At 62.6% G+C, this 15,947-nt stretch carries 14 protein-coding genes; 4 read left to right on the forward strand and 10 right to left on the reverse strand.

The window, feature by feature from the left end:
* Window positions 1–21: 21 nt before the first annotated feature.
* The 9 genes from AC5ZG5_RS11675 to AC5ZG5_RS11715 all read right to left on the reverse strand — a co-directional run bounded on the left by AC5ZG5_RS11675 (window position 22) and on the right by AC5ZG5_RS11715 (window position 9,994).
* Window positions 22–735 (reverse strand): GntR family transcriptional regulator, encoded by a 714-nt coding sequence (locus AC5ZG5_RS11675; protein WP_456641952.1) that lies wholly within the window; start codon window positions 733–735, stop codon window positions 22–24.
* Between the two features lie 86 nt (window positions 736–821).
* Window positions 822–1,592 (reverse strand): SDR family oxidoreductase, encoded by a 771-nt coding sequence (locus AC5ZG5_RS11680; RefSeq protein WP_456641953.1) that lies wholly within the window; start codon window positions 1,590–1,592, stop codon window positions 822–824.
* Between the two features lie 19 nt (window positions 1,593–1,611).
* Entirely contained in the window at window positions 1,612–2,847 is a 1,236-nt protein-coding gene (locus AC5ZG5_RS11685; RefSeq protein ID WP_456641954.1) for an ABC transporter substrate-binding protein, read from the reverse strand.
* Window positions 2,848–2,883: 36 nt separating this feature from the next.
* Entirely contained in the window at window positions 2,884–4,119 is a 1,236-nt protein-coding gene (locus AC5ZG5_RS11690) for an ABC transporter substrate-binding protein (RefSeq protein ID WP_456641955.1), read from the reverse strand.
* Window positions 4,120–4,153: 34 nt separating this feature from the next.
* A complete protein-coding gene (locus AC5ZG5_RS11695) occupies window positions 4,154–4,861 on the reverse strand; it encodes an ABC transporter ATP-binding protein (protein WP_028164711.1) in 708 nt (235 codons plus the stop codon).
* Window positions 4,848–6,626, reverse strand: a complete 1,779-nt coding sequence (locus AC5ZG5_RS11700; RefSeq protein WP_456641956.1) for a branched-chain amino acid ABC transporter ATP-binding protein/permease — start codon at window positions 6,624–6,626, stop codon at window positions 4,848–4,850. Before AC5ZG5_RS11700 ends, AC5ZG5_RS11695 begins: the two co-directional genes overlap by 14 nt.
* Window positions 6,623–7,558, reverse strand: coding sequence for a branched-chain amino acid ABC transporter permease (locus AC5ZG5_RS11705; protein WP_028164709.1), 936 nt, complete (start codon window positions 7,556–7,558; stop codon window positions 6,623–6,625). The genes AC5ZG5_RS11700 and AC5ZG5_RS11705 overlap by 4 nt, the downstream gene beginning before the upstream one ends.
* A gap of 115 nt (window positions 7,559–7,673) precedes the next feature.
* Window positions 7,674–9,071 (reverse strand): MmgE/PrpD family protein, encoded by a 1,398-nt coding sequence (locus tag AC5ZG5_RS11710; protein WP_456641957.1) that lies wholly within the window; start codon window positions 9,069–9,071, stop codon window positions 7,674–7,676.
* 29 nt (window positions 9,072–9,100) lie between these two features.
* Window positions 9,101–9,994 carry an NAD(P)-dependent oxidoreductase gene (locus AC5ZG5_RS11715; protein ID WP_456641958.1) on the reverse strand — a complete coding sequence of 298 codons (894 nt, stop codon included), beginning with the start codon at window positions 9,992–9,994 and terminating at the stop codon, window positions 9,101–9,103.
* 11 nt (window positions 9,995–10,005) lie between these two features.
* Between AC5ZG5_RS11715 and AC5ZG5_RS11720 the strand changes: the two genes are divergently transcribed.
* Window positions 10,006–11,553, forward strand: a complete 1,548-nt coding sequence (locus AC5ZG5_RS11720; protein WP_456641959.1) for an MmgE/PrpD family protein — start codon at window positions 10,006–10,008, stop codon at window positions 11,551–11,553.
* On the forward strand, window positions 11,550–11,933 hold the full coding sequence (locus tag AC5ZG5_RS11725; protein ID WP_028164705.1) for a carboxymuconolactone decarboxylase family protein: 384 nt from the start codon (window positions 11,550–11,552) through the stop codon (window positions 11,931–11,933). Before AC5ZG5_RS11720 ends, AC5ZG5_RS11725 begins: the two co-directional genes overlap by 4 nt.
* Before the next feature lie 55 nt (window positions 11,934–11,988).
* Here the strand turns inward: AC5ZG5_RS11725 and AC5ZG5_RS11730 are convergent, their stop codons facing one another.
* Window positions 11,989–12,813, reverse strand: a complete 825-nt coding sequence (locus AC5ZG5_RS11730; protein ID WP_456641960.1) for a LysR family transcriptional regulator — start codon at window positions 12,811–12,813, stop codon at window positions 11,989–11,991.
* Window positions 12,814–13,058: 245 nt separating this feature from the next.
* On the opposite strand from AC5ZG5_RS11730, the gene ggt reads away from it, so the two are divergent.
* Together ggt and AC5ZG5_RS11740 are read left to right on the forward strand one after the other, a co-directional pair.
* Window positions 13,059–14,672 (forward strand): gamma-glutamyltransferase, encoded by a 1,614-nt coding sequence (ggt, locus tag AC5ZG5_RS11735; RefSeq protein WP_456641961.1) that lies wholly within the window; start codon window positions 13,059–13,061, stop codon window positions 14,670–14,672.
* 60 nt (window positions 14,673–14,732) lie between these two features.
* Window positions 14,733–15,923 carry an ABC transporter substrate-binding protein gene (locus tag AC5ZG5_RS11740; RefSeq protein ID WP_456642024.1) on the forward strand — a complete coding sequence of 397 codons (1,191 nt, stop codon included), beginning with the start codon at window positions 14,733–14,735 and terminating at the stop codon, window positions 15,921–15,923.
* Window positions 15,924–15,947 lie beyond the last annotated feature (24 nt).

Below are 15,947 nucleotides of genomic sequence, written 5' to 3' on the forward strand. Positions count from 1 at the left end.
CTCCCTCCCTTTGCGCTTCGCCTATGGGTCGGGAAGCGTCATTTCCTTGGCTGTTGTCCGCTCGATCATGTCGAGCGCGGCGACAGCCGCGGCGTTGACGTGATCGACGCAGCACCGTTCGGCGAGTTCCTCGTTGCCGCTCTGGATGGCGCGCCAGATCGCCGTGACCTCGCGCAAGCTCTTGTTGATCCGCTTCGGCTGCGACATCGAGGTGATCCGCAGCAGCGTGATCCGGTCATGCAACGGCTTGAGCATGCGCTCGATAAAGGCGTTGCGGCAGCCGCCGATCAGCGCGCCGTAGAAGTCGGTCTTGGCCTCGAGACAGCCGGTGAGGTCTTGTTTCGAGGCCGCGGTTTTCAGCCGAGTCAAGGCATCGCCGATCCGGCGCACCACCTCGGGATCGTGCAGACGGGCGCATTCGCGGCCTGCAAACCCTTCCAGCACCGCACGTGCGGCGTAGAGCTGCCGGGCCTCCTCGAGGCTGATCCTGCTGACGACCGGGCCGCGGTGGGGGACCGTGTTGACCAGTCCGTCAGCTTCCAGCAGCCGCAGCGCCTCCCGGATCGAGGGGCGGCTGACGCCCATCATCTCGCACAGCTCGCGCTCGACCAGCCGCTGGCCGGGTTTAAGCGTCCCGGACATGATCGCCTCGCGCAGCTTTTGCGCGACCATCTTCCTGACGGTCGGGACGGCTTCGATGCGAAGCGTGGACTGCAGTTCGGCGCGTCGGTCCATTTGCGAGATGCCTTCGTTCTATCGCGGGTTCACCAGCGATTTACCGGCAGAATCAGCATTTGTCGCTCTCTCGAAATCGGCTTTATTCATGCGATTGACCAGCCTCCATCGATCGGCAGGCTGGCCCCGGTGATGTCCTGTGCGGCTGCGCCGCAGAGGAACACCACCAGCGCGCCAACGGCTTCCATCCCGATGAACCGGCCGGACGGCTGGCGCTCCGCGAGGTATTTTTCCGTGGCGCGCTCCAGGGACTCGCCGGTTTCGGCAGCAATGGAGGCGATCTTGCTCTGGATGGCGGGGGTCGGCAGCGTCCCTGGGGAGACCGCATTGCAAGTGATTCCGGTGCGCGCGGTTTCGAGCGCGACGGCGCGGGTGATACCGAGGATTGCCGTCTTGGTGGTGACGTAGTCGATGCGATCTTCGACCGCGCGGGTCGAATAGATGGAGGCCATGTTGATGATGCGGCCCCAGCCGCGTTGCTTCATGGCGGGTAGCGTAAGGCGGATCAAGTGGAAGGGCGCAGACACGTTCACCGCCAGCGCGTGCTCCCATTGATCCGGTGGAAAGTGCTCGAGATCAGAGAAATGCCGGACCACGGCATTGTTGACGAGGATATCGATCGCGCCGCAGCGGCGAAGCAGGTCGGCCAGCATGGCCTCGATGGCGGAGCGCTGCGACAGGTCGGCTTCTGAGGCGATCACGTCGACGCCGAATTGCGCGCGCAACCGGTCAGCGGATTCGTCCGGCGCGACGAGATCATGCAGGACAATATTGGCCCCCGCGCCGGCAAGGCTTTCCGCCACTGCCAATCCCAGGCCCGCGGTTGCCCCGGTCACCAGTGCCCATTTGTCCTTCATCGCGCGGCGTTTCCCCCTGTTAGCTCTTCGGCCAGAACGGCTGCGCCAGTGCAAGCTCCGGCGGGAACACTGTCACCGGCACACCAGACTGCCACTGTACGATGGTCATGCCGGCGCCGACGCGGCGCCCTTTGTCGTCGAACGTGATCTCGCCCAGCGGGTAGTATTTCGAGGGACCGGCATCCATGTTGCGCAGGGCTTCGGCGACGGCGACGCGGTCAGCCCTGCCGGCTTTCTCCAGTGCGTCCTTGATCACCCACATGTCGCCATAGGTGGAGATCGCGTTCTGCGTCATCCATGGCTCCTTGTAGCGGCTCTTCAGCTCGGCGATCAGCGCCTCGTGTCCCTTGGCGCCCCAGCTTGCGACGCAGGTGAGGACGCCTTGAAGCAGCTCCGGGCTGACAGTCTGCAGCATGTCCGGTTCGGCGATCGCGATGCCGAACGAGATGGTCGGCACCTTGCCTTGGCCGAGGCCGAACTCGTTCATCTTTTCCAGCAGCAGTTTCGCGTCCGAAATCACGGTCGGCAGGAAGAATAGAAGATCGGGCTTCGCGGAGCGTATCTTCTGCACCAGCGACGTCGCATCCGCGAGTGGCGGCGTGAACGTCTCGTCGACGATCAGTTGCAACTGGTTTTCCGCCAAAAGGCCCTCGCGCATCGATTTCGCGGATGCGATGGAAGCCGCCGTATTGTCGGTGAGGATCGCAACTGTCTTCGGCCGCTTGCCGGAAGCCGTCTCCGCCAGCTTGATGATCTGCGGCAGCGCCTGGCGAGCCTGCGAGCCCGCCGTTGCCGAGGTCTGGAAAACGTATTTGAAGCCGCGATCGGTGATCAGGTCCGAGTAGGAGAGGGTGAGGACGGGCAGATTGGCGCGCTCCGTCACCTCGGTGACCGCGAGCGTGAACGAGGAGAGATAGGCGCCGCTCGCCGCGACCAGATCAGACTCCTGGGCCACCATGCGCTGGGCGGCATTCTTGGCCTTTTCCGTGGTGTCGCCGGAATCCAGCACCACCAGTTTCAGCTTGGCGCCGCCCAGCGCCTTGATGCCGCCTTGGGCATTGATGTGATCGACAGCCATTTCGGCGCCTTCACGCATCACCGTGCCCGGGCGGGCATAGAGCCCGGAGATCGGCACCAGCAAGCCGACCTTCACCTCCGGTGGCTGCTGTGCCCACGCGCGGGATGCGATCAGCGTGCTGGACGCCCCCACAAGCAGCGTTCGCCGCGTCACTGTGGTTCGGTTCCTTCCAGTCATGACGATTCTCCTCCGCGAATGGTCACGAGGCTGCCGTCAGGACTTCTTCGGCCAGAACGGCTGCGATTGCGCGAGTTCGGGCGGATAGACGGTGACCGGCACGCCCGCTTGCCACTGCACGATGACGACGCCGGCGCCGACGCGGCGGCCCTTGTCGTCGAATTTGAGCTGGCCGCCCGGATAGTATTTCGACGGGCCGGCATCCAGTGTGCGGAAGGCCTGCGCCACGGCCTGGCGATCAGCCTTGCCGGCCTTCTCCAGCGCTTCCTTCATCAGCCACATATCGCCATATGTCGAGATGACGTTCTGCGTCATCCAGGGCTCCTTGTATTTGGCCTTGAGCTCCGCGATCAGGTCCTCATGACCCTTCGATCCCCAGTTGGCGACGATCGTCATGATGCCTTGCACGACCTCCGGGCTGACGCTTTGCAGCATGTCCGGTTCGGCGATGGTGATGCTGAAGGAGACGGTCGGGATCTTGCCCTGGCCGAGGCCGAATTCGCTGATTTTTTCGAGCCCGAGCTTCGCGTCCGAGACGGCGTTGGGCATGAACAGCAGCAGGTCGGGCTTCGCGGAGCGGACCTTCTGGATCAGGGGAGTGGCATCGGATAATGGTGGCGTCCAGACTTCCTCGACGACGAGCTGCAATCCTTCCTGTGCGAACAACTTCTCCTTGAGCGCCTTGGCTGTGGCGACCGAGGTCGCGGTGTTGTCCATCAACATCGCCACCGTTTTCGGCCGCTTGCCAGAGGCAGCTTCTGCGAGCTTCATCAGCGTCGGCAATCCGAGTTCGGATTGACGGCTCGCCGTTGCGGCGGTCTGGAAGATGTACTTGAACCCGCGGTCGGTCAGCAGATCCGAATAGGACAAAGTCAGCACTGGCAGTTCGGCGCGCTCGGTCACCTCGGTGACAGCCAGTGTGAAGGAGGAGAGATAAGCGCCGGTGGCGGCGACGAGGTCGGGCTCCTGCGCCACCATGCGCTGGGCTGCATTCTTGGCCTTCTCGGTGGTATCGCCGCAGTCGATCACCACTAGCTTCAGCTTCGCGCCGCCGAGCGCCTTGATGCCGCCCTGCGTATTGATGTGCTCGATGCCCATCTCGGCGCCCATCTTCATCACCTGGCCCGGCCGGGTATAGATGCCGGACAGTGGTACGATCAGGCCGACCTTGACCTCAGCCGGTTGCTGTGCGCGCGCCACCTGCGTGAGGCCGACAGCGGCGGCACCCGACAGCACGGTGCGGCGGGTCAATCCGTTGGTCGTCTTGTTCATCTTGTTTTCTCCCTCCCCATTGTTCGTTGGCTCGTCACATGCCGAGATAGGCCTTGCGCACGCGGTCGTCGGCGCGCAGGGTTTCGTTGTTGCCTTCGAGGACGACGCGTCCGGCCTCGAGGACATAGCCGTGATCTGCGGACTCCAGCGCCTCCGCCACGCGCTGCTCGACCAGCAGCATGGTCAGGCCGGACTGCCGGCGGATCTCGATCAGCCGCTCGAAGACGAAATCCGCGGTCGATGGCGCAAGCCCCATCGAAGGCTCGTCCAGCATCAGCAGTTTCGGCGAGGAGGCGAGCCCGCGTCCGATCGCAAGCATCTGCTGCTGGCCGCCGGACAGGGTGCCTGCGAACTGGCTGCGACGCTCCGCGAGCACCGGCAGCCACGCGAAGATGCGTTCGATGTTCGCCGCCCAGTCGCGTCGGCCGCTCTCTGTCATCGCACCCATTTCCAGGTTCTCCATCACGGTGAGCGAAGGAAAAACCTGGCGGCCTTCCGGGACGTGGGCGATGCCAAGGTGGGCGCGCTGCGCAGGTGGTACTGCGAGGAGATCGACACCGTTAAAGAAGATCCCGCCGCCGCTCGGCCTCAGGATGCCGGAAATGGTCTTGAACAGGGTCGTCTTGCCGGCGCCGTTCGGTCCAACGATGGCGACGAACTGGCCTGCATCGACATTGATGGACACACCGTTCAAGACGGGCTTTGCAGAGTAGCCCGCGCTCAATCCCTCAATGCGGAGCATGGGCCATCCATTTCTTGCCGAGATAGGCCTCGATCACGCGGCCATCGCGCGTGACGACCTCCGGCTCGCCCTCGGTGATGACGGCGCCATGGTCGAGCACGAGGAAGCTGTCGACCAGGCGAACCATCGCCTGCATCGTGTGCTCGATGATGGCGATCGTCATGCCGTCGCGCGCAAGCTGCTGGATCACGGCGACGACCTCATCCGCCTCGCCATGGCCGAGGCCCGCGAGCGTCTCGTCGAGCAATAGGATGCGCGGCTGGCCCGCGAGTGCGCGCGCGAGCTCCATCAAGCGCAGTTCCTTGGTCGAGAGCTCGCCAGCGACGCGGTCTGCCACCGCAGAAAGGCCGACGCGCGCGACCGCGTCGGCGGCAAGCTTTCGCGCCTCTTCGTCAGTTCGTGCGCGCACATAGGCGCCGACCACGACATTGTCGAGGATCGACATGCGCAGGAATGGACGCATGACCTGGAAAGTGCGGCCGACGCGGGCCTCGCAGATCGTATGCGGGCGCTCGCCGGACATGTTGCGGCCATCGATCAGCACTTCGCCCTGGTTCGGTCGCAGGAAGCCGTTCAGGAGATTGAAAAGCGTCGTCTTGCCGGCGCCGTTCGGGCCGATGATCCCGAGGATTTCGTTCTTGTGCAGTTTGAAGCTGACGTTCTGGACGGCTTTCAAGCCGCCGAAAGAGCGAGAGAGGTTCCGGACCTCAAGCACAATTTCGCCGGTTGCGGCTCGCTGTCGGGCGGGCCGGGGCGACGTCACGGTTGTCGCCGGAGCTTGCGATCCATCCACCATCGCGGCCGCTTTTGGCGCCAGCCGCTTGCGCAGGAGATCTCGCAATTTCCAGAACAGTCCTTCCGGAGCGACCAGGATGACGCAGACGATGGCAAATCCGAAGATCACGCCCTGGATGCCAGGGAAACGTGCGCCGGCCTCGGCATGCAGGATCTCGGCCAGCGGGATCAGGATCACAGAGCCAATGACAGGGCCCCAGACCGTGCCGACGCCGCCGAACATCGCAACCGTCAGCGCCTGCGCCGACACCAGCATGCCGAACACCGATTGCGGGGTGACCACCAGCAGCACCTGCGCATAGAACGCACCAATGGCGGCAGCTATCGCGCCGCTGAGCGTGATCGCGCGCAGCTTCCAGGCCAGCGTATTGATGCCGGCGGCTTCGGCTGCGGCCTCGTTCTGCTTGATTGCCAGCAGCGCCATGCCAAAGCGGGAACGTTCGATGACCCGCGTCAGCAGGATCGTGGCAAGCATGATCGCCAGCGCCAGCAAGGTGTAGAGCCGGGGATCGGCGAACTGCATATAGGCGACGGGGGCGTCGCGCTTGATCGGGAGCGTGACTTCCTGGAAGCCGAGCCACTCGAACACGTAGAGAATGGCGAGCGGATAGGCCAGCATCGCCAGCGCGAAGTAGTGGCCCTGCAGACGAAAGGTCGGAAATCCGATCAGCAGCCCGGCAATGCCACCAAGCATTGCGGCGACCGGAATCAGGAGCCAAGGCGACAGGTCGAAGTAGATTTGTCCGAGCGCTGTCGTATAGGCGCCGATCCCGAAAAAGGCGGCGTGCCCGAACGAGATCAGCCCGGTGTATCCGCTCAGCAGATTCCAGGACAAACCGAACACCGCCCATACCGGGACCAGCGTCAGAACCAGTTGATAGTACGAGTTGGTGACGCTGAGCGAGATCGCCGCATAAGCGATCGTGAAGACGAGAGCAGGGACCAGCGAGCGAAATTGGTGCACGGTCATGTCCTCTCGACCATGCGCCCGAAGAAGCCTTGCGGGCGGAAGAAGATGATGAGGAGGAACACGACAAAGATCGCGGCGTTCTGCAACTGCGTCGGCAAAATCAGTGTCGACATCTGCTGGACCAGCCCGATCGTCATGCCGCCCCAGAAGGCGCCGATGATGCTGCCCATGCCGCCGAGAACGACGCCGGCATACATGACGATGACGTATTCGAGCCCGACGAAGGGATGGAACGGATAGTTGGTGGCGAGCAGGCCGCCGGCAATGGCCGTGATGCCGGAGCCGAGCGCGAAGGCGGTACGGTGCGCACGATCGACGTCAATGCCCATATAGGTCGCGGCGGTCGGATTGTCGGCGGCGGCACGAAGCGATTTTCCGATCCGCGACCGCGTGATCAAGAGCGACAGCAGCGTCATGATCAAAAGCGAAACGACAGCGTCGATGCCGCGCGCCTTGTTGATGAAGATGCTCATATCGAAGACCGGGCCGAGTTCCCACGCCGAGCTCGACAGTGGCGTGCGGATCGAAGCCAGCACCGACCCGAAGATGATGAGGCCGCCATTCTGGAGGATCAGCGCGATGCCAAGCGTCAGGATGAGCTGAGCATAGTGACCTTCACCCTCGAGCGAGGCCGTGCGCGTGCCCGACACATGCGAAATCAGGGTAAGGTGGACGACATAGCCGAACAGCGCGAGCACCGGACCGGCCAGCAGGATCGCGATGAACGGTCCAACAGCATTGCCGAAGACGGCCTGGACGCCGGCGGCGGTGAACAGGTAGAAGGCGACATACATGCCGAGCATCATGAAATCGCCATGGGCGAAATTGATGACCCGCATGACGCCGAAGATCAGGCCAAGTCCGACGCACATCAGGCCGTAGACGGCACCGATCAGCAGGCCTGCGGCGAGCGCTTGCAGAAATCCTTCCATCAGCAAGATCTCCGCGGCGCAGGGATAAGGCCATTTTGCCGGCCGTCCTTCGCTGTCGTCGCCGCAACGCTGGTCTCCCGGTCCGCCATTTCACCTCCGCAATGTCTGGCGTTTCCTATGACGCCGATCGCAAAATCCGCTCCGGCGAGTCCAGCCGGCATTGCGCCGCGATCACGCTGGCATCGCCAAGCTGCTCGCAGCCATCGACGAGTTGTTCGAGGCGTTGCGCGCGGTCTTCGCCGATGACGCGCGTTGCCGCAGTTCGAAAGCGTGCGCGAATATCTGTAGGCGTTGCCGGAACGACATCGGCCAGGGCGTGTCTGATCGTTCTTCCGTCACGCAGGAACACAGTCACTTCCGCGCCTTGCTTGCCGGGGAAAGAGGCGGTGAAGCCGGGATCACTCCGCAGGCTGGTTGCTGCAACGAGACGCAGGATTTCGGGATCGTCCAGCTCCGCGTAGTTCTCTTCCTCGATCTCGCCCCGCGCAAGCGTTGCTGCGACGCTGAACGGAATGCTCATCTTGGCCTGCAGTGCGTTCCGGTAAGGCCCCTTCGAGTCGGATCCGGGATAGCGAACGGCGGCGTCCGGAGCGCGAATGATGATGCGATCGACGTCATCCGTGTTGGCGAGTTCGTGCGAGGCTCGCAGCGCGGCCTGCGCCGCGGTTTGGGCGAAGTTACAGGCCGGTGCCGGCTTGTTGTAGACGGCCATGATCTCGCACTCGCCGCCGCCGAAGAGTTCGATGCTGATGGGCGCTGTCTCGCGCCGATAGGCCGCGAACAGGCCGGCTTCGCCTTCGAGGATCATCTCCGACCCGAATGCGCCGGCTGCGGCGAGGCCTATTGCCTTGACCGCATTGCTTGTAGCGAAGCCGGGATGAAAATACATGTCTGAGGCGCCAGTGTGTGGCCACTGGTTCAAGCCGCTTGAGGTGTTGGCGGCGATGGCCATGGCGCTGGTCGCGGCGTCCTCGGACAGCCCGAGTGCGAAGCTTCCGGCCAGTGCTGCACCAAGCGGTGCAACCAACCCCGTCGGGCGGTACAAGCGTGCGAGCTCGGACGTAAAGAGCGCCCGGCCAATCCGCGCACCGGTCTCGTAACCGATGATGGCGGCGGCGAGCAGGGTGGTGCCACGCAGCGGAGCCTGCTCCGATAGCGCGAGCAGGGTTGGCCAGATCACGACGCCATGATGCGATATGCTGGCGGCATGCATGTCTTCTCGCACCAGCCCATGCCCCATCACGGCGTTGGCGAAAGCGGCGTCAGCCGGTGAGGCAAGCCGCGAGCTACCGATGATGGTTGCGCCGTCGCTAGCGGCGTGCGCGATCGTGACAGCTTGACGGCTCCAGGGGTGAGTGCCTGCCTCGAAGGCGCAGGACAGGAAATCGAGCAGGCAGGCCTTTGCTTTCGCGATCACGTCGGGCTCGAAATCCGCGAGATCGACGGCAAGCGCGGATCGCGCTATCTGCCGCGCGAGCGATGCCTTGCCGGATCCGGTCGGGCCGATCGTCATCGCAATCGCTGCTCCCTGAAACGTTGTGATCAGCCGCGCATCTGCACTCCGGCCCACTCCTCGACCACCTTGGCGATCGAGGTGAAATCGGATGCGGCGCCATATTTGGCATTGGTGATCGCGAGCATTTGCCGCACCACGGCGCCGCACACCATGGGCACGCCCATGGCTTCGGCCTCATCGACGCACAGCCGGACATCCTTGTAGGAGAGGCCGGTGGTGAAGCCGAAATCGAAAGTGCCGGGCAACACCGAACGCGGGAACTTGTCTTCGGATGCGCTGTTGCGGCCGCTGCTGGCATTGATGATATCGATCAGGACCTTGGCGTTGACGCCGCCCTTCACGCCCATCGCCACGGCTTCGGATGTGATGACCAGAGCCGCCGCTGCCATCAGATTGTTGGCGAGCTTGGCTGTCTGCGCCACGCCGGGCTTGTCGCCGGTGTAGAACAGCTTGCCGAAGTTCTTCAGGATTGGCTTGACAGTCTCATAGGTCGTCTGCGGACACGACACCATGACCGCCAGCGTGCCGTTGACAGCACCTTTGATGCCGCCACTCACGGGCGCATCGACCAGTGTCATGCCTTTTGCTTGCAGGCCCTCTGCCACGAGCTTGGCTGCGCCCGGGCCGGTGGTGGACAGATCGATCACGATTCGCGCGCGGCTCCCGCTGCTGATCCCATCCGGACCGAGCGCGACCGCCTTCACAATGTCTGGAGTGGGCAGGCTGGCCAGCACGATATCCGCGCGAGAGGCGACATCGGCAGGCGACTTGGCCAGCTGTGCACCGCGCTTGACCAGCGGCTCCGTCGCTTCGCTCTGTGTATCGTAGACGACCAGCGAATAGCCGGCGTCCATCAATCGCCCCGCCATGGGGCCGCCCATGCGACCCGTGCCAATGACGCCGAGCGTCTCTCCCGCCATCGTTCACTCCCGTGCCCGCGCGTTTCCAGGACGAACGCGCTCTTGTTGTTGTCGTTTGTCGTCATCGAGGCAGCAGTTCCTGCACCCGCGATCCTCACTGTTCGGATTGTCAGTCAATCTGTCAAGCAGAACATTTTGTGGTCGACAGTTGGCCGCGGGTCGGCTTATGGTTTTTGAAAACCGAGGAATCCGCTCAGGTGACACAAGACGAGGTTTCAAGCGTCAGCCGGACGCTCGGCGAATTTGTCGCCGCCACATCATGGGCGGATGTCGCGAGGCAAGGTCACGACGCCAAACGGTCCATTCTCAACTTCTTCGCGACCGCACTGGGTTCGGCCCACGATCCGGCGGTGACGACCGCCCTGCAGACATTGTCGCCGTTCAGCGGCTCTCAGACCTCCGCGATCATCGGCCGCTCCGAGCGGCTCGATGCCCTGTGCGCGTCATTCATCAACGCCATCTCCGCCAACCTGCTCGACTTCGACGACACCCATCCCGAAACGATCATTCATCCGGCCGCGCCGGTTGCAGCTCCGGTGCTGGCACTCGGGCAGGCGCGCAAACTATCGGGACACGATGTGTTGACGGCCTTCATCCTCGGCGTCGAGGTCGAGTGCCGCATCGGCAATGCGGTCTCGCCGCGCCACTATGCGCGCGGCTGGCATATCACCTCGACCTGCGGGATATTTGGCGCGGCAGCCGCCTGTGCAAAGCTGCTGAGACTACAGGCCGACGGCATTGCCGACGCGATCGGGATTGCCGCAAGCCAGTCGGCAGGCAATGTCGAGAACCTGCCGACCGCCGCCAAGAATGTGAGCGTCGGCAATGCCGCGCGTAACGGGCTTTTTGCCGCACTGCTCGCTCAGCAGGGGTATGCGGCCGCGCCCCGCGCCATCGAAGGGCCTCTCGGATGGGCGCGCACCATGGGCGACGAACCCGATCTCGACCGTCTGCTTGGTGGCCTCGGCAATACCTGGGAGATCGCAAGAAATACCTACAAGCCCTATCCAGCCGGCATCGTGTTCCATGCCGTCATCGACGCTTGCTTCCGCCTTCGCGATCGGATCGGTGGGCGGACCGATCAAATCGATTCTGTGACGGTGCAAGGCTCGGCGTTGTTGCTGGCGCGAGGTAATCGGCCGGTACATAACGAGCGTGACGCGCGCGTGAGTATCCATCATTGCGCGGCATGCGGTTTACTGATCGGTGCGGCCGGCATTGGCGAATTTGCGCACAAGACGGTGTTCCGACCTGACGTCGTGCAGTTGCGACAGAAGGTGAGGGCTGATCGTGACGACACGATGCCTGATGGCGCGGCGCGGGTGAGTGTGCGCCTCGTGACGGGCGAAGTCTTCACTGAGACCGTCACGTCGCCACGGGGCAGTCTGGCCGATCCGCTCACCGATCACGATATCGAAGCGAAGTTGCGCGCGTGCGTGCGGGCCGGTGGAAGCGATTGGGACCCGGACGATGTTATCGAGGCGGTCCGGCAAATCGATGCGCTCGATGATGTTTCCAACTTGATGCAACGCTCTCCAAACCTGAAAGGACGATTATGAGCAAAAGCGAGTTGTTCGAAAAAGGCCTCAAAGTTCGCAAGGAAGTGCTCGGCGAGGACTACGTCAACAAATCGATCGCAGGCGCCGACGAATTCACCCGGACGATGGCGGAATGGTCGACCGAGTTCTGCTGGGGTGCGCTGTGGACAAGGCCCGGGCTCGATCGGCGTACTCGCTCGATCGTCAACCTGGCCATGCTCGGCGCGCTTAATCGGCCACATGAACTGAAGCTTCACGTCAAGGGCGCCCTGAAGAATGGACTTACCAAGGACGAGATCAAGGAAATATTGCTACAGGTCGCCGTCTATTGCGGCGTGCCCGCCGGCATAGACGCATTCCGCAATGCTCGCGACGCTTTCAACGAAGTTGAGACGAAGTGACCTGCAGGAGGCTCGTCGGCCCGCTTTTGGGCGATGGCCGACGGGCCTCCTCGGATCAGCCCGTCGGGTTTCTGATCAGTTCTCTCGCGACCTCGATAAACCGCGCGGTTAGCGGGGAAAGGTTGTCCTCTCGCCAGGCCAGTGCGATATCCAGGGTTGCTTTGGCATCTTTGAGTTCGAGCGGCTTGATTCCCGGTGGCAGCGTCGGAATGAACGAGGCATCGAGAATCGTGCAGCCGAAGCCCGATCGCACGAGCTGAAGCAGCACCGGCAAGTCGTCGGCCTCCTCAATAACGTTCAATGTCAGACCTTTCGCTGCAGTCATATCGTCGACAAGCATCCTGAAGCCGCGCCATCGACTGGCGGTACCGATCACGATCGGCGCGGTCGCCATGCGTCGCAGCGTTATCGATCGTTGCTTGGCCCAGGCGTGACTGGCGGGGACAAGCGCGATGAGCCGCTCGCGCGAGATGGGGATGCTCTTCTGCGGACCCGACGACACATTGGCCATCATGAAGCCGAGGTCGATAGTGCCTTCGTTCAGCGCTTCGGATTGCTCCGATGATGCAAGCAATCGTAGGCCGACTTGAGCTTCCGGGTACTTCTTGCGGAACTCTATGATGACATCCGACATCGGGCCCGTTGCGGCGAACGTAGAGTAGCCGACCATCACCGTGCCGCTGAGACCCTGCGCCACAGCGCCGGCGCGGGCAAAGGCACGTGTTAACCGTCGCATCGCTTCGGCGGCTTCGCGATAGAGGGTTTCGCCGGCAGGGGTCAGCGCCACATGACGCGTCGAGCGCTCAAACAGAGGAAAGCCGAACTGCCTCTCGAGGTGCCGGATGCTGCGGCTGAGAGCCGGCTGAGCAATTCCCAACATCTGAGCCGCTTTTCGGAAGCTTAGTGTCTCCGCGACGGCGAGGAAGTATTGGGTCTTGGCGTGAAGCGAGGGATGAATCATCTGGGAACTGATATCAGTCCGGTTATCAATTGGCGCCCATTTAGTATTGGACAGGCATGAATACTATTTGCCAAATCGGTAGGCAATGACGCGAGTGCGGGACGCGGCCTGGAGTTCCCTGCTGCCGCAGCGCCCAAGAACCCGTGCAACGAAACGGAGGAAACATGCCCCAAGCGAAGGCGATGATCGTCGCGGCACAAGCCGAAGCGGCGGAGGCAGGGGCGACGATGCTGCAGGCCGGCGGCAACGCTATCGATGCAGCGATCGCGTGCGCGCTCGTGCAGGGCGTGGTGGACCCGCTGATGACCGGCATCGCCGGGTTCGGGAGCGCCGGCATCTACTTCCCGACGCAGAATTTTCACAAATATCTCGACTTCCATGCCCCGTCGCCGGCCGCTGCGCGACCCGATATGTGGGCACACCTGATCGAAGGCGAGGCGCGGGACGGCTATGGCTTCATTCTCAAGGGCAAGGTGAATGACGTCGGCTATCAATCGGCCTGCGTCCCGGCGTCGCTGAAAGCATATTTTGAGGCACACGCCAGATTCGGTGTGCTGCCGTGGCGCGACATTGTGGCTCCAGCGATCGAGTGGGCTGAGCGCGGCTGGATGGTGCGGCCGCATGTCGAGTTTTTCTGGTCCGATCCCGGCACGATGGGGCGTGCGTCCGGTGTGGAACGATTGGCGTTCTCGCCGTCCGGCCGAAGCCTCTATTGTCGCGACGACGGCACGCCGAAGCGCGTGGGCGATCTCGTGCGCAATCCGGACTATGCCAAGACGCTCCGCCTGATTGCCGAGGGTGGCTCTGACGTTTTCTATAAGGGTGAACTGGCGCAGCGCATCGCACGCGATATGCGGGAGCATGGCGGCCTGATCACCGCTGAGGATCTCGCATCGTATCAACCAAAATGGCTCGATCCGCTGCGAAGTACATATCGCGGCTACGAAGTCACCACTAATAATCCGCCCGGCGGCGGCCTCATGCTCGTCGAGATGCTCAATATGCTCGAGCGTTTCGATCTGGCGGATATCGGACATAACAGCGCCGAGTATCTCCGCGTCGTATGCGAAGCCATGAAGCGTGCGACCATCGACAAGGATAACTTCATCGGCGATCCCGGCTTCGTCGACGTTCCCATTTCACGCTTGGTGTCGAAGGACTACGCTGCCGCCATGGCAAAGGACATCGCGGCGCGGATCAAAGCAGATGTGCCGCGTCTCAATTCCGGATTTCCGTCGAAGGACACGACCCAGGTTTCGGTCATCGACCGCGACGGCAATTGCGTGACCATGACTCATTCGCTGGGAATGCCTTCCGGCGTTATCACCGATGGCCTCGGCTTCTTTTATAACGGATGCATGGCTGTGTTCGATCCGCGGCCGGGCCGGGCGGGTAGCATTGCGCCCGGCAAGGCGCGCTTCACTTCGGTATGCCCTTCGATCATTCTTCGTGATGGCAAGCCTTACCTGGTGATTGGCGCTCCGGGCGCCACCCAGATTGCAATGGGTGTGCTGCAGGCGATCCTCAACGTCCTCGATTTCGGTATGACCATGACCGAAGCGGTGAGCGCGCCGCGGTTCTCGGCAACCAGCAACGCGATCGATGTCTCAAATCGGATCATCCATCGCACCACCCGACAGCTCGAGGCCGAGGGATATGAGGTGATCCGCAGTCCGTACACGTTCGGATTCGCGGCCGTCCACGGCATCCGCATCGATGGCGACAAGCTCGACGGCGGAGCCGATCCCGGACACGACGGGATCGCGCTGGCCGTGTGAGCCGCTGAAAACAACGAAATTGGAGAGGGGAGAACGATTGTGAAGACATCAAGCCTGGGAATGGTCGTCGCGGCTGTGCTGGCGTCGTCCGCTAGCGCGTACGCGCAGGTCTCCGACGACGTGGTCAAAATTGGCGTGTTGACGGACCACTCGGGCGGATTCGCCTATCTCGTCGGCAAGCATTCGGTCGAGGCCACGCAGATGGCCGTTGATGACTTCGGAGGGAAGGTTCTCGGCAAGCCGATCGTCGTCGTCACCGCGGATCATCAGAACAAGGCTGATATCGCCTCTACGTTAAGTCGCAAGTGGTTTGACGCTGAAGGCGTCGATGCGATCACGGACGTTGCCGGTTCTGCGGTCGCGCTGGCGACGCAGGAGATTGCGCGTCCGCGCAACAAGATCCTGCTGATCTCGGGCGCGGCGACCACGGAGCTCACCGGAAAGGCCTGTTCGGCGACCACAACGCAGTGGAGCTACGACACATACGCGTTCGCCAAGGGCACCGCCAGCCAAGTGACCAAACAGGGCGGCACTTCCTGGTTCTTCCTGACCAGCGACTATGCTTTCGGTCACTCTCTTCAGAATGATGCGAGCCGCTTCGTCGAGGCGAACGGCGGCAAGGTGGTCGGCAGCGTGCGTTTTCCCTTTGGCTCGCCGGACTTCTCCTCATTCCTCTTGCAGGCGCAGGCGTCCAAAGCCAAGGAAATCGGACTGGCGATGTCAGGCGCCGATCTGCTGACCGCCATCAAACAGGCTCGCGAATTCGGTATCGTCCAGTCCGGGCAAAACCTGGCGAGTCTGGTGATCTATATCAACGATATCGAGGGGCTTGGACTTAACGTCGCCCAAGGTTTGACGCTGACCACGTCATTCTATTGGGATGCTAACGATGAGACCCGCGCCTGGGCCAAGCGCTTCATGGAACGCTCCGGCGGGTTCATCCCAAATCTGATCACGGCCGGCACTTATGCCTCCGTGATGCACTATTTGAAGGCCGTGCAGGCGGCCGGTACCGATGAGGGCAGGGCTGTTGCCGCGAAGATGCGGGAAATGCCGGTGAACGACTTCTACAACAAGAACGTTGAAGTCCGGGTCGATGGTCGTGTGATGCACAAGACCTACCTGATGAAGGTGAAGTCCCCCGCCGAATCCAAATATCGCGGCGATTTCTATAAGGTGTCGGCTGAGATGTCCGGCGAAGAATCGTTCCGTCCGCTCCCCGAAAGCCAATGTCCGCTGGTAGGGAAATAGCTCTGCGTTGGTCCTGGGGCGTGA

This window comes from Bradyrhizobium sp. Ses1 (genome assembly GCF_059512365.1).